The following is an 18,868-nucleotide window of genomic DNA, read 5'->3' on the forward strand; positions in this document are numbered from 1 at the left end:
TAAGAAAAAGAGATACAATGAAAAATATCCACCAAACAGCCGTTATAGAAGATGGAGCGATCATTGGAGATGACGCAAATATCGAGGCTTATGCATTTGTAAGTAAAGATGCAGTCCTTGGCAATAACGTCACGATAAAGCAAGGCGCAAGGGTGCTTGGCAAGACGAGGATCGGCGATAACTCTCGTGTATTTAGCTACGCGATCGTGGGCGATATCCCGCAAGATATCAGCTATAAAGATGAGATTGATACCGGCGTTATTATCGGCGAGCACGCAACTATACGTGAGTTTTGCACGATAAACTCAGGCACACACAAGGGCGATGGCATAACAAGGATCGGCGATAACGCCTTTATCATGGCATATTCTCACATCGCACACGACTGCATTATCGGCAACAACGTCATTTTGGCAAACAACGCAACCCTAGCAGGTCACGTCGAGCTTGGTGATTATGCTGTTGTTGGCGGTCTTACACCAATTCATCAGTTTGTTAGAGTGGGTGAAAGCTGCATGATCGCAGGTGCAAGTGCGCTTAGCCAAGATGTAGTGCCATTTTGCCTAGCTGAGGGCAACAGAGCCTATATTAGAAGCCTAAATTTAGTCGGCATTAGGCGTAGATTTGACAAAGAGCAGGTTGAAGAGCTGGTTCGTGCTTATAAATTTTTGTTTAATCAAGGTATCAGCTTAAAAGATCAAGCAAACGAGCTGATCGCAAAAACCAGCGACGAAAACGTGAAGAAAATGTGTAAATTTATATTAGAAACGACAAGAGGAATTCCACTTGCAAAAGGAAGAGATTAATGGCTAGAAAGTGTAATTTTTGTGGAGAGGCTGAGTCTGCCGAGAGAAGGCTACTAGCAGATATAGAAGGAAATGCCTATATATGTGAGTATTGCATTGCTGCGGCATACGATATGATACACGGAGATACTAGCGTAGAAGAGAGTAGAAGCGAAGAAGTAATAGAGTATCAAAAACTTACACCAAAGGAGCTAAAATCAGTACTTGACAACTACGTAGTTGGTCAAGATAGAGCCAAGAAGGTATTTAGTGTTGGTGTTTATAACCATTATAAGAGAATTTTTAAACAAAGTGATATCAAAGACGACACTGAAATTTCAAAATCAAACATCTTGCTTGTTGGACCAACAGGAAGTGGCAAAACATTGATGGCTCAAACTTTGGCGAGATTTCTTGACGTGCCTATCGCGATTTGTGATGCTACGAGTTTAACTGAAGCCGGATATGTAGGTGAGGATGTTGAAAATATCCTTACTAGGCTTTTGCAAGCTGCAAATGGCGACGTGAAAAAGGCGGAGCAGGGCATTGTATTTGTTGATGAGATCGATAAGATCGCTAGAATGAGTGAAAATAGAAGCATTACAAGGGATGTTTCAGGTGAAGGCGTACAGCAAGCGCTTTTAAAGATCATCGAAGGAAGTGTTGTAAATATCCCACCAAAAGGTGGCAGAAAACATCCAAACCAAGACTTCATCCAGATAGATACGACAAATATTTTATTTGTTTGCGGCGGTGCATTTGATGGACTTCTTGATATTATCGAGAGAAGAGTTGGTAAAAACGTACTTGGATTTAACCAAGAAAAGCGTGGCAAAAACGAAAAAGAAAATTTACTAAGCCTACTTGAGCCAGACGATCTTGTAAGATATGGCCTCATCCCAGAGCTTATCGGCAGACTTCACGTAGTAGCCACTTTAAATGAAATAACAAAAGATGACATGGTAAAAATTTTAACTGAGCCAAAAAATGCGATATTAAAACAATACCAAAAGCTTTGTGCGATTGACGGTGCTACACTTAAATTTGATGATGAAGCACTCGAAGAGATAGCAAGTCTAGCTATCGAGCGAAAGACTGGAGCTAGAGGACTTAGAAGTATAATGGAAGAGCTTATGACGGACATAATGTATGAGCTGCCAGAGTTAAAAGAGTATGACATCGTCATATCAAAAGAGACGGTAAAAGATAAGGCAAAGCCAATTTTAATAAAACACGATAAGAAAATAGCGTAAAGGAAATAGATGTTTTTAGATCAGGTTATAGGTTTTTTCTCAAGTGATATGGGCATAGATCTCGGTACAGCGAATACGCTTGTTTTAGTAAAAGATAAAGGCATAATAATAAACGAGCCTTCTGTTGTTGCAGTAAGACGTGAAAAATATGGCAAACAAAAAATTTTAGCGGTCGGACATGCTGCAAAAGAGATGGTAGGAAAAACTCCAGGCGATATCGAGGCGATAAGGCCGATGAGAGATGGCGTTATTGCGGATTTTGATATGACTGAGCGCATGATACGCTATTTTATAGAAAAGACTCACAAAAGAAAAAGCTTTTTACGCCCAAGGATCATCATCTCAGTTCCTTATGGACTTACTCAGGTCGAAAGAAAAGCTGTTAGAGAAAGCGCCTTAAGTGCTGGAGCAAGAGAAGTATTTTTGATCGAAGAGCCTATGGCAGCAGCGATTGGCGCAAATTTACCAGTTCGTGAGCCACAAGGTAACCTAGTAGTTGATATCGGTGGTGGTACGACTGAGATAGGTGTTGTCTCACTTGGTGGTCTAGTCATCTCAAAATCAATCCGCACAGCTGGCGATAAGATTGATATTAGCATTGTTAATTACATAAAAGAGAAATATAACCTACTAATAGGTGAGAGAACAGGCGAGGAGATAAAGATCGCCGTAGGTTCTGCTGTGCAGCTTGAAAAAGAGCTAAGCGTAGTAGTAAAAGGTCGTGACCAAGTAAGTGGTCTTTTAAGTAGAGTTGAGCTAACAAGCGAAGATGTGAGGGAGGCTATGAGAGAGCCGCTTAAAGAGATTGCAGATGCACTTAAAACCGTGCTTGAGATGATGCCACCTGATCTTGCTGGCGATATCGTGGAGACTGGTATCGTACTAACTGGTGGTGGAGCGCTTATTAGAGGACTTGATAAATTTTTATCTGATATCGTTAAACTTCCAGTTTTTGTAGCAGATGAGCCACTTCTCGCGGTTGCTAGAGGAACGGGCAAGGCACTTGAAGAGATCGGGCTTTTACAACAGCTGACAAATGAAGAGTAAGATTGTTCTTTTTGTTTTTATAGCATTGCTTGCTATGGTCTCAGTTTTCAAGGGAGAAATTTTAAGTAATCTTTCTATTGGGTTTAGTAACTATGCTACAAATTCATACGACAATTTTGCTAAAAGCGTGAAAGACTATATAAACGAATATTTTAGGCAGGCTAGCGAGATAGAAAAACTAAGAGCGCAAAATGAAGAGCTAGAGCGCTCAGCCACGCTTCTTTCTACTTTTGCGAACGAGCTAAATCAAATTTTAAAAGATAAAAACTCAACTGCCTACGCCCCAGCTGTAAAGCTAGTAAAAGGGCTTAGCTACGTTCATATCGGGGATTATAATAAAATTTGGATAAGCGAGTTTGAAGGATACGATCCAAATAAAATTTACGGGCTCATCTATCAAGGAAATAGCGCTGGTATCGTCGTTGCAAAAGACGGCAAGCCACTAGCTTACTTGCAAAATGACCCAAAAAGTATATTTGCAGTTTATATAGGAAATGACAAAATTCCAGGCGTCGCGCATGGAAATCAAGGTCAAATAATGGTGAAATTTATCCCGCAATGGCTCAGCCCAAAAGAGGGCGATGAAGTCTTTACGAGTGGGCTTGATGGGATATTTTTTAGTGGAGTGCCAGTAGGGCGCGTGAGTAAAATTTTAAAAGAGAGCTCCTATCAAAGCGTGATAGTTGAGCCTTATGTAAAACTAAACATACCAAACTACCTATACGTTGTTACAAAGGAAAAATGATGCCAAAAAGAACAGATATAAATACCATTTTGCTAATAGGCTCTGGCCCTATCGTCATCGGTCAAGCGTGCGAATTTGACTACTCAGGCACGCAAGCAGCCAAGACGCTAAAAGAGCTTGGATACCGCGTAGTGCTCATCAACTCAAACCCAGCCACCATCATGACTGACCCAAATTTTGCCGATGCAACGTATATTGAGCCGATCACAAAAGATAGCATTTTAAAGATCATCGAAAAAGAAAATATTGATGCCATCTTGCCAACGATGGGCGGTCAAGTAGCGCTAAATGCCGCCATGGAGGTCTTTGAGAGCGGCCTTTTAAAGGATGTTAAATTTCTTGGTGCAAACCCAGAAGCGATAAAAAAGGGCGAAGATAGACAAATTTTTAAAGCGACCATGCAAAAGATCGGCATGGACCTGCCTGAGAGTAGATATGCTTATAACATGGACGATGCGCTAAATGCGGCAAATGAGATAGGCTTTCCGCTCATCATAAGAGCTAGCTACACGCTTGGTGGCGCAGGAAGTGGTGTGGCTTATAATATGGATGAGTTTAAAGAGCTAGCCAACACCGGCCTTGACGCAAGCCCAATACATGAAATTTTGATAGAAGAGAGTTTGCTTGGCTGGAAAGAGTACGAGATGGAGGTCATCAGAGATAGAAATGACAACTGCATTATCGTCTGCTCGATCGAAAATTTCGATCCAATGGGTGTGCATACAGGCGATAGTATCACGGTCGCACCAGCTTTAACGCTCACAGATAAAGAGTATCAGGCTATGCGTGATGCAAGCTTTGCTATACTTCGTGAGATCGGCGTTGATACTGGCGGCAGCAATGTGCAGTTTGCCATAGATCCAAAAACGGGCCGCATGATCGTTATCGAGATGAATCCACGCGTTAGCCGAAGCTCAGCGCTAGCAAGTAAGGCTACTGGCTATCCGATCGCAAAGGTCGCGACACTGCTCGCAGTTGGTTTTAGCCTAGATGAGATCAAAAACGACATAACTGGCACGCCTGCTAGCTTTGAGCCGGTGATCGACTACATTGTGACAAAAATTCCTCGCTTTACATTTGAGAAATTTCCAGGATCAAACCCATATCTAGGCACTGCGATGAAGTCAGTTGGCGAGGTTATGGCGATAGGTAGGACATTTAAAGAGAGCATCCAAAAGGCACTTTGCAGTCTAGAGCGCGATCTTTGCGGATTTAACAGCCTTAGCCTAGAGAAAAACGCTTTGATTTATGGCATCAGAAATGCAAATGAGAGAAGAATTTTATATCTAGCGCAAGCCTTTAGAGATGGCTTTAGCGTGGCTGATGTGCATGAATTTAGCAAGATCGATCCTTGGTTTTTGGAGCAAATTTATGAGATAGTTAAATTTGAAGATAAGATCGATATGGATATCTTAAACAACGAAGAGCTACTGCGAGAGGCCAAAAGCATGGGCTTTTCAGACAAGATGATAGCCGTACTTATAAATGAAAAAGACGATCTTGAGCTTAGCCAAAATGATATCTATTTTGCTAGGCAGAAGCTTGGCATCGAGCTTGAATACAACGAGGTCGATACTTGTGCGGGAGAGTTTAAGGCGCTAACACCATATCTTTACTCAACCACAAATATCACTAAATTTCCTAAAAAAGAGCTAGCAAAAGACGCTAAAAAGGTGATGATAATAGGCGGCGGTCCAAACAGGATCGGCCAGGGTATAGAGTTTGACTACTGCTGCGTGCACGCAAGCTACGCACTAAGAGACCTTGGCGTAAAAACGATAATGTACAACTGCAACCCAGAAACCGTCTCAACCGACTACGACACGAGCGATATTTTGTACTTTGAGCCGATCGATTTTGAGCACGTGAGATCAGTCATCGAGCGCGAAAAGCCAGATGGTGTGATCGTGCATTTTGGTGGCCAAACTCCGCTTAAATTTGCAAAACGCCTAAGCGTGATCGGCGCTAAGATCATCGGCACAACCGCAAGAGTGATCGATGTGGCAGAGGATAGAAAGAAATTTAGCGAATTTATAAATAAAATAGGCGTCCTTCAGCCTAAAAACGACACCGCCACTAGTTTAGAAGAAGCCTTGCAAAAAGCTGCTACTATCGGCTATCCAGTACTCGTTCGCCCAAGCTACGTTTTAGGCGGTAGGGCGATGAGAAGGGTGCATAACGAAAGCGAGCTAAAAGAGTATATAAGTGAGGCGGTAAAGGTTAGCAATCACTCGCCAGTGTTACTTGATAAATTTTTACAAGATGCAAAGGAGCTTGATGTAGATGCGATATGTGACGGCAAAGAGGTCTATATCGGCGCGATAATGGAGCACATCGAAGAGGCTGGAATTCACTCTGGCGACTCAGCTTGCATACTGCCACCGATGAGTTTAAGCGCAGAAATGATAAAAAAAGTGGAGAAGCAAACCAGAGATATTGCTCTAAATTTAGGCGTCGTTGGCCTTATGAATATCCAGTTTGCCATCTATGAAAACGAGCTTTATATGATCGAGGTAAATCCTCGCGCGAGTAGAACCGTGCCGTTCGTGAGCAAGGCTACTGGCGTGCCTATGGCAAAGGTGGCAACAAGAGTCATGTGGCAGGGAAATTTACGTGAGGCGCTTAAATTTTATGATGATTATAAAGTTGTTTATGAGGACGGCGACATCTTAAAGCCTCGCGTTAGCTCGCATATTTGTGTAAAAGAGTGTGTATTGCCGTTTAATAAGCTAAGTGGCGCCGATCTCATCCTTGGTCCTGAGATGAAGAGCACGGGTGAGGTAATGGGCATAAGCCACGATTTTGCAAGCTCATTTGCAAAGAGTCAGATCGCTGCTAGCAACACTTTGCCAAGCAAGGGTAGGGTATTTTTAACACTAGCTGACGCTGATAAATCTTACGCGCCTGATCTTGCAAAAGAGCTAATAGCACTTGGTTTTAGCATCATCGCAACTGGTGGTACGCATAAAATTTTAAGCGAAGCTGGTGTGGAGGCTGAGTTTGTCTATAAGATAAGCGAGGGTAGACCAAACGTCGAAGATAGGCTCAAAAACGGCGATATCGCACTTGTTATTAACACAAGCGATACAAAATCAAGCGTGGATGATGGTAAAAAGATCCGTCAAAACGTGCTTAGATTTAAAATTCCTTACTTTACAACGATCCGCGCAGCACTTGCTGCTGCTAAGTCGCTAAGTGCAGTTCAAACTGGCAAAGCACTTGAAGTAAAAAGCTTGCAAGAGTATCTAAGCGAGAAATGAACCAAAAAGAGCGTGTAGTAGAAGCGTTAGCTAGCCTTGGTGGCATGGCAACGCTTTTTGATCTTTATCATAAAACTGATGTTAGCACTTGGGGTAGTAAAACTCCATTTGCTAGTATAAGACGGATAGTACAGACTAATAAAGAGTTTTATAAGATCAGAGCTGGGCTTTGGGGACTTTGTGAGTTTAGGGATAAAAATTTAGCCAAAACAGGTGATAGCAAGAGTGCGCAAAATGAAAAATTTACACATTCTTATTATCAAGGCGTTATCGTTGAGATAGGAAATTTAAGACATTTTCAAACATTCATTCCAGCTCAAGATAAGAACAAAATTTATAAATCAGATAAGAAACTTTGCGAGCTTGCGAGCTTGAGTGAGATATATAAATTTAGTTATGAAGATATCGTTAAAAGAGCAAAAACAATAGATGCAATATGGTTTAACGAAAGAAATTTACCAAACTCATTTTACGAAGTTGAACATAGTACAGACTTTAAAAATTCACTAAACAAATTTTTTGAACTTCAAGACTTTAATGCTAAGATGTTTATAGTCGCAGACAAAAAGAGGCAAAGAGAGTATGAAAGCGTTTTAAAGGCTAGCATCTACGAGCAGATAGCTCAAAAGGTAAAATTTGCTAGTTACGAAGATATATCAAGGCAGCTTGAAAGAGAGAGTGAGCAAGCATTTACTAAAATGGGAATTTAATGAAAGAGTTTGAAGTTGAGATAACTGAAATTTTAAGTAAAAAAATAAAGTTTAAAGCAAAAGATCAGCATGAGGCATGTAAGATCGCCAAAAAGGCTTACGAAAAGAGCGAGATCGTGCTTGGAGCTGATGATTTTACTGAGGTGAAATTTAAATCTTGTCCACAAGTAAGCCAAAAGATTAAGGTGAAAAATGAATAATATAACTCCTTTTGATAAATTTATGGCAAGTTTAAAAGAGACAAATGCCACACTTGGCTACTTTTGTGATTTTGAAAAATGTTCTAAGAACCTTGCGAAGGTCGCTATCAAACTTAATGCTTTAAATTTCTTACTTGGTTCAAAAGATTTGAAAACTGATATTTTCAGAGCGAAACCTTTCTGAGATTAAATTCGCAAAATTTTTTCCACTGCGGTTTTTTCTGGCGTTTGTGTCAAGTCCAACCTCCACGCCAAACACATAATCACATAAATTTTTAATTTTTCTATCCTTGAAAACTTCATCAAGCCCAGTATCTAAAAGAAAGCTGTAAATTTTCTCTGGCTCATCAAAATAACTCTTTAGCTCAAGTAAATTACCACTTGAACTCACAACTTTTCTACTACTTTCTCGAACGGCAATTAGTAAATTTAGCACCTCAAAGCAGCTTTGATATTCTCTAAAAAGGGTGAAAATATCAGCTTTCAAGCTGAAGTGTCAAGCTCAAATTCCCGCTTAAATTTAGGTAGTGATGTGAAAAGATTTGACTTTGTGATTCAGAGACAAAATATCACTTATCTAATCGAAGCAAATTTTTATAGTAGTGGTGGCTCAAAATTAAACGAAGTAGCAAGAGCTTACATCGAAATAGCCAAAAGGATCTCCCCTTTGTCAGAGTATAAATTTATCTGGATCACTGATGGCTGGGGTTGGCACGATGCTAGAAATAAGTTGCAAGAGGCCTATAAGAGTGTAAGGATTTATAACCTTGCAAATTTGCACCTTTTTATAAATGAGCTTAAAAATGCGTAATGATTTCAGACTCATAAATGGTGACTGCTTCAGTGAATTGGCTAAATTTAAAGGCGAGTTTGATCTTATCTTTGCGGATCCACCTTATTTTCTTTCAAATGGCGGACTTAGCATCCAAAATGGACAGATAGTTAGTGTAAATAAAGGCAAGTGGGATGAGGGCACAGATATTGATGAGATCGATGAGTTTAACCTAAAATGGCTCAAACTCGCTAAAAATGCACTTAGTAATAACGGCAGCGTGATGATAAGTGGGACATATCACAACATCTTTTCTATCGGTAGGGCACTTCAAAAGCTTGATTATAAAATTTTAAACATAATTACGTGGCAAAAAACCAATCCTCCACCAAATTTTAGCTGCAGGTATCTAACACATAGTACTGAGCAGGTTATTTGGGCTAGAAAAGATGAGAAACATAAGCACATCTTTAACTACGAGCTTATGAAGTGGATAAATGGTGATAAGCAGATGAAAGATGTGTGGAGTTTTGCTGCGATTGCTCCTTGGGAGAAAGCATGCGGCAAGCACCCTACACAAAAGCCACTTTCGCTTTTGATAAGGCTTATCTTGATGGCAAGCAACGAAAATAGCGTCATTTGTGATCCATTTGCAGGCTCGGCAACAACTGGTATAGCCGCAAATTTACTAAATAGAGATTTTGTAGGCATTGAAAAAGAGCAAGAATTTATAGATATTGCACTTAAGCGAAAGGCTGAGCTAGAAGCAAATTTTATAAATTTTAGAGATAAATTTAGTGATATAAAAATGCTTGAGAGCTTAAAATTTTTCTAGATTTAAGATACCTTACTTTACAACTATCCGTGCAGCACTAGCAGCTGCTAAGTCCCTAAGTGCGGTTCAAACTGGTAAAGCACTCGATGTAAAAAGCTTGCAAGAGTATTTATCTAAAAAATAATAAATTTAAGGCAGTTTAGCTTATAGCTAAACTGTTTTTAAAGTATTATTAGAAGCAACAGATGTCCATATATGGCATTTTGCTTTGAATTTTAGTCCAGCTTTCATCAATCTAGTAATATTAAAGCTTATGTTTAATATAATCTCACTCAAAAGGAGAGATTATGAAAATTTTAAATGCTTTTTTTACAGGTATTATATTTGTCCTTGCTCCTATTTTTACGCTATTTGTTGGAATTTACAACAACTACTTTTCTTACTATGGCATAAGTGAGTATTTTAATGTTATTTTTGTTGATAACGTGCCTTTCTTATGGCTTTTGCCCGTATTTTTTATATTTGGGTATTGCTTTTTTTACGCGTCTTTTAGAAAAATTTTTAGAGCCTTTTATTTAGTTTTGCTGATAGTTTGTGCTTTTAGTTGGTATCCTGACTTTGGACGCACTTTAGGAGAGAATTATTTTATGAGCAAATCGCTATCTTTAGATATCTCATCAAATTTAGAAAATGAGCAAAAGACTGATGGAAAGATACTTTATGATGGACGAAGAGAAATTTATTTTTTAAGAAGCGATAATAATAAAGTCGTTAAAATTTCAAAGTAAAGTTTTACCTTTATTTAGTTAAAATGGCATAAAAATTTAAAGGTTTAAAATGCGTTTAAAACTCCCACACGTTCCGTATATTTCACATAAAATAGCAATAGATCTTCTAAATTGTGGTTTCGTAAGATTAAATAAAGGCATTGAGCCAATCGTAGCAAAAACAAGTGAAATTTTAACAGTCGATATTCAAAAAGAAAGAGCTTTAGATGAGCGAGTAAATGAGCTTTTGGAGAAAAATGAAGACGAGATGCAAACTATGCAAATTGACCGCAAAAATATGTTTTGGCTCGTTAAAAAGAAGCTCGCAGGTGAATTTGATGTAATTTTAACCCACGAAGATAGATTTAGCAATATCGCTCACAAAGTGCTTGAAACTATTTGGAAGAGCGGTCTTGTTGACTATAATGTATCTGAAAATCGCGTAAAAAATGTGATTTATAACTCAATAGACGAGTACTTAAAAAGCTATGAGAAAATAGAAGATGATGTTTATGAAATGATACAAAATTATAAACATAAGCTAATCCCAGGAACTGATGAATATGATCTTGTCTTTGAGCGTTTGTATCAAGATGAGCTTAAAAAAAGAGGCATGCTTTAATGAAAGCTTACATTTATATTGAAAATGGTGTTTTTTTAGAAGCAAAAGCTTTTGGTGCTCACGGCGAGTGTGCAGGTGAGCTCGTTTTTAATACCTCGATGACTGGCTATGAAGAGATCATGAGCGATCCAAGCTATGCTGGTCAGTTTATCGTCTTTACTATGCCAGAAATAGGCATAGTAGGTATAAATGAAGATGATATGGAGAGCCTTAGAATTCATGCAAGTGGCGTTATAATGAGAAGCTACAATGAAATTCCATCAAACTACCGCTCGCAAAAATCTTTGGGAAAATTTTTCGAAGAGCAAGGTAAATTTGGCGTTTATGACATTGATACTAGATACCTTACAAAGATGCTACGTGACGAGGGTGCGCTTATGGCCTATATTTCAACGCAAATAAGTGATAAAGATGAGCTAAAACGCAGGCTTGAAAGTAGCGGGCGCATCGAAAATATAAACTACGTAAAAACAGTTAGTGCGATGGATGAATATGAGCACAAAAGAGGTGCATGGGATAGAAATTTAAAGTCATATAAGCCGTTAAAAAGTATTGGTAAAAAGATAGCTGTTTTTGACTTTGGTGTAAAGAGAAATATCTTAAACGAGCTATGTGAAACTGGTCTTGAAGTCATTGTCGTGCCACACGACACTAAGGCTGAAATTTTGATAGAAAAATTTAAAAATGGCGAGATAAATGGGGTATTTTTATCAAATGGTCCTGGTGAGCCAAAAAATTTAAAGGCCGAAATAGGCGAGATCAAAAAGATGATTGAGGCTAGGATACCTATATTTGGCATTTGCCTTGGACATCAATTACTCTCAAATGCCTTTGGATACGAGACATATAAGCTTAAATTTGGTCAGCACGGAGCAAATCACCCAGTGCTAAATTTAGAGACAAAAGCGATCGAGATAACAACACAAAATCACAATTACAACGTACCTGAGAGTATCGCAGAAGTAGCTGTTGTGACTCATAGAAATTTATTTGACAACACAATTGAGGGTGTGAGATATAAAGACTATCCGATCTTTTCAGTTCAGCACCACCCAGAAGCAAGTGGCGGTCCAAGCGAGAGTAAATATATATTTAAGCAGTTTTTAGAAATTTTATAAGATGCAAAACATAAACCTTTACATGATTATCTCAGTTGCATTTTTAAGTAGCTTTAGTCATTGTGTAGGTATGTGCAGCGGATTTTTGAGCTTACAGACTCTATTTTTTAAAGGCAAAAGCAAGAGAGAAATTTTAATGCTAAGTACGCTTTATAGTCTAGCTAGAATTTTTGCTTATGTAGTTTTAGGAGCTTTGTTTGGCACCTTTGGAGCTGTTATTAGCTTTAACATGCAAGCAAGAAGTGTGATATTTTTTATAGTTGGCTTAGCGATCGCGTTTATCGGTATTGCCTTGCTTTTTAGGGGCGAGCTTTTAAAATTTGTGGAGAATCAAAGGGCGCTTAATTTTGTAGTAAGAATTGCAAAAACGAGGATTCAAAAGAAAAATTTAACAAATTTTTTATTACTTGGTTTTTTAAATGGCTTTTTGCCTTGTGGTGTGGTTTATTATTTTTTAGCACTTGGGATTTTAAGTGCAAATTTTATTGATTCGGCTTTTATAATGCTTGTATTTGGTCTTTGTACATTGCCAGCTATGCTTTTAGCTAGCTTTGTATTTGGGATTTTAAATGAAAAATTTAAAGACATAATGTTTAAGATTTCGGCTAGCATAATGATAATAAATGGAATTTATCTATCATTTTTAGGATATAGAGCAAATGCCTAAGATAGAAAAATAAGAGAAATAATTGTTAGTTGCGTCAAAATTTATGATGTTTGATAAATATAACCAAAAAGGAAGAATAAATGAGCAAGATTCTTAATAATCTAACTGTTCTTATCGTTGAGAATGAGGGAGATGGTAAAAAAATAGTACAAGAAGTTATGCGAGATAAATTCGAAAAAGTTATCACTGCTCAAAATGGCGATGAAGGACTTAAGAAATTTAAAAAATATAATCCAAATATGGTTATAACAGACGTTTTTATGCCTATAATGAATGGCCTTGATATGGCTAAAAGCATTAAAGAAATTTCAAAAGATACACCTATTATAGTTTTTAGCACAAATAGTGAAAAAGAGACACTTCTAAAAGCGATAGATGTTGGTATTGATAAATACGTTTTAAAGCCGATTGATCTTGATGATTTTTTGGTTACTTTAGAAAATGTTGCCAAAAATAAGATAGAAACAGCAAATATTATTCAGGTTACAAATGGATATAGTTTTAATAAAATAAAACGTGTGCTTATCAGAGATGGTATTGAAATTTCTCTTACAAAAAAAGAACTTGCTTTTATATCTTTACTCATAAAAAGACTTGGTACGCTTGTACTTCACGATGAAATAAAAAATGTTGTTTGGGTTGGCGAAAGTGTTACAGAGGCTGCTATTAGGACCTTTGTTAAACGTGTCAGAGATAAAGTCGGTAGTAATTTTATAAAAAATGTTCCTGGACTTGGTTACAAAATAGATAGAAGACTCTCCTAGTAAAAGATAATTTATATTAATTAAGTCTTTTTATAGTTTTTCTACTCTAAAATAACCGAAAATTAATATAAATTTAACTAGGAGGAAAATTTATGCGACCATCCCAGTTGCTACATTATGATTATAGTGTGGCAAAACTCTTTATGTTCTCCACGATATTTTTTGGTATTGTTGGTATGGCTATTGGTGTTTTGGTAGCTTTTCAGCTTGCCTGTCCTGATCTAAACTATATAGCTGGTGAGTATTCGGCATTTGGTAGATTGCGTCCTCTTCATACTAATGGTATCATTTTTGGTTTTATGCTCTCTGGTATATTTGCCACTTGGTATTACATAGGACAGCGTGTCCTAAAAGTATCAATGAGCGAATCTCCGTTTTTGATGTTCATTGGTAAGCTTCACTTTTGGCTTTATATACTTGTTATGATTCTAGCTGTTGTGACACTTTTTATGGGCGAGAGTACATCTAAGGAGTATGCCGAGCTTGAGTGGCCACTAGATATTGCTGTAGTAGTAGTCTGGGTGCTTTGGGGCGTAAGTATATTTGGACTTATTGGCATACGCCGCGAGAAGACACTTTACATCTCAGTTTGGTATTACATTGCTACATTTCTTGGCGTTGCTATGCTTTATCTATTTAATAACATGGAAATTCCAACAAGACTAGTTAGTGGATATGGCTCATGGCTACACTCAGTTTCGATGTATGCTGGCTCAAATGATGCCTTGGTTCAGTGGTGGTACGGTCACAACGCAGTTGCGTTTGTATTTACAGTAGCGATCATCGCCCAAATTTATTACTTCTTGCCAAAAGAGAGCGGACAGCCAATATTTTCTTATAAGCTTTCGTTATTTTCATTCTGGGGCCTTATGTTTATCTATCTTTGGGCTGGCGGCCACCATCTAATATATACTGCTGTGCCTGATTGGATGCAGACTATGGGTTCGGTTTTTTCTATTGTTTTGATTTTGCCTTCTTGGGGTTCAGCTATTAATATGCTTCTTACAATGAAAGGCGAATGGACACAACTTCGTGAGAGCCCGCTTATTAAATTTATGATTTTAGCTTCAACCTTTTATATGTTTTCAACTCTTGAAGGCCCTATCTTGGCTATCAAATCTGTAAATGCACTAGCTCACTATACTGACTGGGTGCCAGGACACGTACATGATGGTGCACTTGGCTGGGTTGGTTTTATGACTATGGCAGCACTTTATCATATGACGCCACGTGTCTTTAAGCGTGAAATTTATTCAAAATCCCTAATGGAAGCCCAATTTTGGATACAAACAACAGGTATCGTTTTATACTTTGCTTCGATGTGGATTGCTGGTATTACGCAAGGTATGATGTGGAGAGCGACTGATAGCTATGGAAATTTACTCTACTCATTTATTGATACTGTTGTAGTGCTTATACCTTATTATTACATTAGAGCTATTGGTGGACTTTTGTATTTGATTGGCTTTTTGATGTTTGCTTATAATATCTATAAATCAACTTCTGCTAAAGCTATTTTGGCAGAGCCAAAAAGTGCAACGCCTATGGGCAGTACTAAAGCCAATGCGGAGGTGATGTGATGTTTGCTTGGTTAGAAAAAAATCCATTCTTTTTTGCAGTTTGTGTCTTTATCGTCATAGCTTATGCTGGCGTGGTAGAAATTTTACCTGACTTTGCAAATAGAGCTAGACCACTCGAGGGTACAAAGCCTTATACAGTTTTAGAGCTTGCTGGAAAAAATATATATATACAAAATGGTTGTAATACTTGTCACTCACAGATGATACGTCCGTTTAAAGCAGAGACTGATAGATACGGCATGTACTCGTTAAGCGGCGAATTTGCTTATGATCGTCCTCATCTTTGGGGTTCAAAAAGAACTGGCCCAGATCTTATGCGTGTGGGTAATTATAGAACGACAGATTGGCATGAAAATCATATGTTAAACCCAGCCTCTGTTGTGCCAGGTTCGATCATGCCAGCATATCCATTTTTATTTAAGAAAAATGCTGATATAGAGACCGCTTACGCTGAAGCACTAACTGTTAAAAAGGTCTTTAACACGCCTTATGATGAGAAAGATATGCCAGCTCTTGGTACTTTTGAGCAAGCAAATGCCAACGTGAAAGAGCAGGCTGCAAGTATCGTTGAAAGTATGAAAGATGAGCAAGTAAAAAGTGCCTTTGCAAAGGGTGAAATTCGCCAGATCGTGGCACTTATCGCCTATCTAAATAGCCTAAAATAGGAGTTAATAATGGATATTAGAGAACTTCAAGCTTATGGCTATTTTATTTTGACAGCATTCTTAGCTATCACTTTGTACGCTTATTTTTTTCATCTTTACAAAAGCGAAAAGCAAGGTAAAAGAAATTATGAGAAGTATTCAAGATTAGCCCTAGATGATGAGATCGGAAGTAAAATTTTAGAGCAAAAGGCTACAAAGGAGAGCGTATGCAATGGCTAAATTTAGAAGATAATATAAATTTACTTGCGTTAATAGGTGCCATCTTAATTATCGTACTAACTGTCGTTGTAGCTGGCAAGTATGTTGGTCAAATGAAAGTTAAAAAGGATGAAAGCGTAGAGCTTAGCGAGCACAACTGGGATGGGATAGGCGAGTATAAAAATCCAGTTCCATTTGGTTGGGCGGTAGTTTTTTTATTAACACTTGTTTGGGCGATTTGGTATTATTTACTTGGTTATCCACTAAATTCTTACTCACAAATCGGTGAATATAATAAAGAGGTAAAAGAAGCAAACGCTAAATTTGAAAAAGAGTATGCAAACCCAAGCAAAGAAACGCTTCATGCTATGGGGGAGAGCGTATTTTTAGTGCAATGCTCAGCATGTCATGGCATCACAGGCGATGGCATTGGTGGCAAAGCTGCAAATTTACAAATTTGGGGTAGCGAACAAGGAATAATTGATACGATACTAAATGGCTCAAAAGGGCTTGATTATCCTATGGGCGAGATGCCAGCAGGATTAGCCGATGCTGATGGAGCAAAGGCTATCGCAGCTTATGTTGCAAAAGAGATAAGTGCTATAAAAAGTACAAAAAACGAAAATTTAGTAGCTATGGGAAAAGAGCTTTACGCAGCTTGTGCAGCTTGTCACGGAGATGATGGCAAAGGCATGGATGGTATGTCGGCTGATCTTAGTAAATATGGTTCAAGTGAGTTCATCGTAGATGTACTAAATCGTGGTAAAAACGGCAACATCGGTGTTATGCCTAAATTTAATGATGGCAGATTAAACGAGATACAACAAAAAGCAGTTGGCGAATATGTCATATCGCTATCAAAGGGCGAATAATGGAAAATAAAAATAGAAATATCTTTGCTTTAAATGGTATTAGCGGTTATTTGGTGGCAGTTTTGCTTTTGCTATCTATCCTTGGCATACTTACTTATATTGGTATTGGCTTGCAAAAAGATGTAGCAACCAAACCTTACTCATTAAAAGAGGCAAGTAGTATTGAGATGAAGAGCGTTGATAACGCTAAACACGTCATTATAAAGGAGTAGTGATGCTAGGCATAATAGAAAAAGCCATAATATTGCTTATAGTTGTTGCAGGAGCTATTTGTGCGTGGTCAGTGCTTACATCAAACCACCTTTTTGTAGGCTAGGTGTGAGAAAATTTATACTCATTTTTATATTTTTGCTCTCACAAAGTTTGGCTTTGGGAGCAAATTTTGTGATAAATAATGATGAAATTCTAAGCCAAAAAGTAAGTGTAAAGCTAAATGAGATCGGCAGTGAGCTTTACGCAAAAAGCGGTATAAATTTAGTAGTTGGCGTATATAAAGATGGTGAGCTAGAAGCTCTTTTTAAAGAGCAAAACCTTAGCTCGCCTTATGCTTTTTTACTGCTTATAAAAGGCAAAAAGAAAGTAGAAATTTTTGCCGATGCTAATACTTCAAAGCTTTTTAATAAAGAACAAATTTTAAGTGTAAATCCAGAATCAGGAACGATAATTCCTATTTTGGTTTCTAAAAATGGCAAAGATGTCTATAATGCTGCTATATTAAATGGCTACGCTGATATTGCCGAGCAAATCGCATCTAGCTTAAATTTACAGCTTGAAAGTAGTGTTGGAAATTCAAATAAAACTACGTTAAATTTTTTAAGATTTTTCATATATGGCTTGGTTGCATTTTTTATAATTGTTATCTTTTATAAAAAGGTAAAAAATGGATAAAAAAACCTTTTGGCCTTATGCTATCGTGCTTAGTTTCATTGCTATCATTATCGCTTGCGCAGTAACGATCATCATAGCGCTGAAACATCCAGTCGAAATGGATAGCTCTTATATGCAAAGCTACCAAAATGTCGATGAAAACATAACCTTTATCAAAGAGAGTGAAAAACGTTTTGATGAGAAATTTGATCTAAAATTTGAGCCAAATTTTAATGCTCTAAATGCTAAGTTTAAATTTCATCTAACTCCTAAAAAAGGAGAAATTTCAGCTTTAAAATATGAAATTTTACTCACTCGCCCACAGACAAATAAAGAAAATAAAATTTTAAGAGCTTCATGGCAAAAAAATGATCTAGTAAGCGAAGAAACAAGTCTAAGAGAAGGTAGATGGCAGCTACTTTTAAGACTAAGTGACACTAATGATACAAGGTATTATAAATTTGATCTTAATGCCACAAAATGATCTTAAAATCGTAGCTTTGGTATCTGGGAAAGATTTCAAAGCTTTAATAAACTAATCTTTTTGGCTAAATTTAAAACCAAAATACTAAGTTTCTATCAAATAAAACTATAAATCAAATCTCTTTAAATCCAAAATTTAATCCCAAACGTTCGCAAGTACCGACATATTCTTTAAATTTATAGATTAGTGGATGCCATTTTTGCGTATCTATCTTTTCATCTTTTAGTAAATTTTCATCTACAAAAATGCCTGTAATCTTACAAGTAACGATGCTAAACCACTCTTTTAACTCTATCTTTTCTACAACCGTTTCTATCTGTATCTTGCACTCTTTTATCCTGACGGTTTTTGCATTTATGCCAGGCTCTTTGCTGAGATTTGCCACCTTAAATTTGTCGTGCTCGTAGGTGTAGCCAAGATTCTTTTTTTCTTCTGGTACTTCGCTATCACCAGTTAGTTTTTCCATTTTTTGCACAGCTTCTAGCAGGTTTTCATCACATAAATTTAGCGTGATATCTGAACCATTTTTGATATTTTTAAAGCCTTGATTTTCAATGCCTATGCCAAGCACCACTGTATTTCCTAACGTCCAAGAAGATGAAAGCACCGTGATATCATCGTTTGCGTTTTTATCTTTTGTGGTAGCCAGCAAAACCGGAAAGCCGTAGTAAAAACCTTGTCTGTTTAACTCTTTATGCATTTTTGCTCCTTTTTTTG

The 18,868-nt window shown here is 37.6% G+C and carries 24 protein-coding genes; 22 read left to right on the plus strand and 2 right to left on the minus strand.

Going from position 1 to position 18,868, the window contains the following annotated elements; all coding sequences use genetic code 11:
• The first annotated feature begins 17 nt into the window (after positions 1 to 17).
• From lpxA to CYP28_RS01295, 8 genes are read left to right on the plus strand one after another with little or no spacing between them, the layout of a single operon-like run.
• Entirely contained in the window at positions 18 to 806 is a 789-nt protein-coding gene (gene lpxA, locus CYP28_RS01260; RefSeq protein WP_103592797.1) for an acyl-ACP--UDP-N-acetylglucosamine O-acyltransferase, read from the plus strand.
• A complete protein-coding gene (gene clpX / locus CYP28_RS01265; RefSeq protein ID WP_103592798.1) occupies positions 806 to 2,038 on the plus strand; it encodes an ATP-dependent Clp protease ATP-binding subunit ClpX in 1,233 nt (410 codons plus the stop codon). The genes lpxA and clpX overlap by 1 nt, the downstream gene beginning before the upstream one ends.
• Positions 2,039 to 2,047: 9 nt before the next feature.
• Positions 2,048 to 3,085: a rod shape-determining protein gene (locus CYP28_RS01270; RefSeq protein ID WP_021090637.1), complete on the plus strand. Its 1,038-nt coding sequence runs from the start codon at positions 2,048 to 2,050 to the stop codon at positions 3,083 to 3,085.
• Entirely contained in the window at positions 3,075 to 3,830 is a 756-nt protein-coding gene (gene mreC / locus CYP28_RS01275; RefSeq protein WP_103592799.1) for a rod shape-determining protein MreC, read from the plus strand. The genes CYP28_RS01270 and mreC overlap by 11 nt, the downstream gene beginning before the upstream one ends.
• Entirely contained in the window at positions 3,830 to 7,090 is a 3,261-nt protein-coding gene (gene carB, locus CYP28_RS01280) for a carbamoyl-phosphate synthase large subunit (protein WP_103592800.1), read from the plus strand. Before mreC ends, carB begins: the two co-directional genes overlap by 1 nt.
• Positions 7,087 to 7,800, plus strand: a complete 714-nt coding sequence (locus CYP28_RS01285; protein WP_103592801.1) for a hypothetical protein — start codon at positions 7,087 to 7,089, stop codon at positions 7,798 to 7,800. Before carB ends, CYP28_RS01285 begins: the two co-directional genes overlap by 4 nt.
• Positions 7,800 to 8,000, plus strand: coding sequence for a DpnD/PcfM family protein (locus CYP28_RS01290; RefSeq protein ID WP_103592802.1), 201 nt, complete (start codon positions 7,800 to 7,802; stop codon positions 7,998 to 8,000). The genes CYP28_RS01285 and CYP28_RS01290 overlap by 1 nt, the downstream gene beginning before the upstream one ends.
• Positions 7,993 to 8,184, plus strand: coding sequence for a DpnII family type II restriction endonuclease (locus CYP28_RS01295; RefSeq protein WP_103592803.1), 192 nt, complete (start codon positions 7,993 to 7,995; stop codon positions 8,182 to 8,184). Before CYP28_RS01290 ends, CYP28_RS01295 begins: the two co-directional genes overlap by 8 nt.
• Here the strand turns inward: CYP28_RS01295 and CYP28_RS01300 are convergent.
• Complete coding sequence (locus CYP28_RS01300) at positions 8,140 to 8,436, minus strand: type II restriction endonuclease (RefSeq protein WP_258034127.1); 297 nt, start codon at positions 8,434 to 8,436, stop codon at positions 8,140 to 8,142. The genes CYP28_RS01295 and CYP28_RS01300 overlap by 45 nt on opposite strands.
• 12 nt (positions 8,437 to 8,448) lie before the next feature.
• On the opposite strand from CYP28_RS01300, the gene CYP28_RS01305 reads away from it, so the two are divergent.
• The 14 genes from CYP28_RS01305 to CYP28_RS01370 all read left to right on the plus strand — a co-directional run bounded on the left by CYP28_RS01305 (position 8,449) and on the right by CYP28_RS01370 (position 18,151).
• Positions 8,449 to 8,811 carry a DpnII family type II restriction endonuclease gene (locus CYP28_RS01305; protein ID WP_103592804.1) on the plus strand — a complete coding sequence of 121 codons (363 nt, stop codon included), beginning with the start codon at positions 8,449 to 8,451 and terminating at the stop codon, positions 8,809 to 8,811.
• Entirely contained in the window at positions 8,804 to 9,607 is an 804-nt protein-coding gene (locus CYP28_RS01310; protein WP_242047031.1) for a DNA-methyltransferase, read from the plus strand. Before CYP28_RS01305 ends, CYP28_RS01310 begins: the two co-directional genes overlap by 8 nt.
• A gap of 287 nt (positions 9,608 to 9,894) precedes the next feature.
• A complete protein-coding gene (locus tag CYP28_RS01315) occupies positions 9,895 to 10,335 on the plus strand; it encodes an isoleucyl-tRNA synthetase (protein ID WP_103592806.1) in 441 nt (146 codons plus the stop codon).
• Positions 10,336 to 10,384: 49 nt separating this feature from the next.
• Positions 10,385 to 10,936: a DUF507 family protein gene (locus tag CYP28_RS01320; RefSeq protein WP_087578297.1), complete on the plus strand. Its 552-nt coding sequence runs from the start codon at positions 10,385 to 10,387 to the stop codon at positions 10,934 to 10,936.
• Complete coding sequence (gene carA, locus CYP28_RS01325) at positions 10,936 to 12,054, plus strand: glutamine-hydrolyzing carbamoyl-phosphate synthase small subunit (protein ID WP_103592807.1); 1,119 nt, start codon at positions 10,936 to 10,938, stop codon at positions 12,052 to 12,054. Before CYP28_RS01320 ends, carA begins: the two co-directional genes overlap by 1 nt.
• Before the next feature lies 1 nt (position 12,055).
• Positions 12,056 to 12,721: a sulfite exporter TauE/SafE family protein gene (locus tag CYP28_RS01330; protein ID WP_242047032.1), complete on the plus strand. Its 666-nt coding sequence runs from the start codon at positions 12,056 to 12,058 to the stop codon at positions 12,719 to 12,721.
• 80 nt (positions 12,722 to 12,801) lie between these two features.
• A complete protein-coding gene (locus CYP28_RS01335) occupies positions 12,802 to 13,485 on the plus strand; it encodes a response regulator transcription factor (protein ID WP_054196090.1) in 684 nt (227 codons plus the stop codon).
• A gap of 92 nt (positions 13,486 to 13,577) precedes the next feature.
• Entirely contained in the window at positions 13,578 to 15,065 is a 1,488-nt protein-coding gene (gene ccoN, locus CYP28_RS01340; RefSeq protein WP_103592808.1) for a cytochrome-c oxidase, cbb3-type subunit I, read from the plus strand.
• Positions 15,065 to 15,730 (plus strand): cytochrome-c oxidase, cbb3-type subunit II, encoded by a 666-nt coding sequence (gene ccoO / locus CYP28_RS01345; protein ID WP_084041629.1) that lies wholly within the window; start codon positions 15,065 to 15,067, stop codon positions 15,728 to 15,730. Before ccoN ends, ccoO begins: the two co-directional genes overlap by 1 nt.
• A gap of 6 nt (positions 15,731 to 15,736) precedes the next feature.
• Positions 15,737 to 15,949, plus strand: coding sequence for a cytochrome c oxidase, cbb3-type, CcoQ subunit (locus CYP28_RS01350; protein ID WP_430516118.1), 213 nt, complete (start codon positions 15,737 to 15,739; stop codon positions 15,947 to 15,949).
• Positions 15,937 to 16,800: a cbb3-type cytochrome c oxidase N-terminal domain-containing protein gene (locus CYP28_RS01355; protein WP_103592810.1), complete on the plus strand. Its 864-nt coding sequence runs from the start codon at positions 15,937 to 15,939 to the stop codon at positions 16,798 to 16,800. Before CYP28_RS01350 ends, CYP28_RS01355 begins: the two co-directional genes overlap by 13 nt.
• Entirely contained in the window at positions 16,800 to 17,012 is a 213-nt protein-coding gene (locus CYP28_RS01360) for a DUF4006 family protein (protein WP_103592811.1), read from the plus strand. Before CYP28_RS01355 ends, CYP28_RS01360 begins: the two co-directional genes overlap by 1 nt.
• A 106-nt stretch (positions 17,013 to 17,118) precedes the next feature.
• On the plus strand, positions 17,119 to 17,688 hold the full coding sequence (locus CYP28_RS01365) for a hypothetical protein (RefSeq protein ID WP_103592812.1): 570 nt from the start codon (positions 17,119 to 17,121) through the stop codon (positions 17,686 to 17,688).
• On the plus strand, positions 17,681 to 18,151 hold the full coding sequence (locus tag CYP28_RS01370) for a FixH family protein (protein ID WP_103592813.1): 471 nt from the start codon (positions 17,681 to 17,683) through the stop codon (positions 18,149 to 18,151). Before CYP28_RS01365 ends, CYP28_RS01370 begins: the two co-directional genes overlap by 8 nt.
• A 112-nt stretch (positions 18,152 to 18,263) precedes the next feature.
• On the opposite strand, the gene CYP28_RS01375 is transcribed toward CYP28_RS01370, so the two are convergent.
• Positions 18,264 to 18,851 carry a flavin reductase gene (locus CYP28_RS01375; RefSeq protein ID WP_103592814.1) on the minus strand — a complete coding sequence of 196 codons (588 nt, stop codon included), beginning with the start codon at positions 18,849 to 18,851 and terminating at the stop codon, positions 18,264 to 18,266.
• Positions 18,852 to 18,868: the final 17 nt, after the last annotated feature.

The sequence above is a fragment of the Campylobacter concisus genome (genome assembly GCF_002914195.1).
GTDB lineage: Bacteria > Campylobacterota > Campylobacteria > Campylobacterales > Campylobacteraceae > Campylobacter_A > Campylobacter_A concisus_M.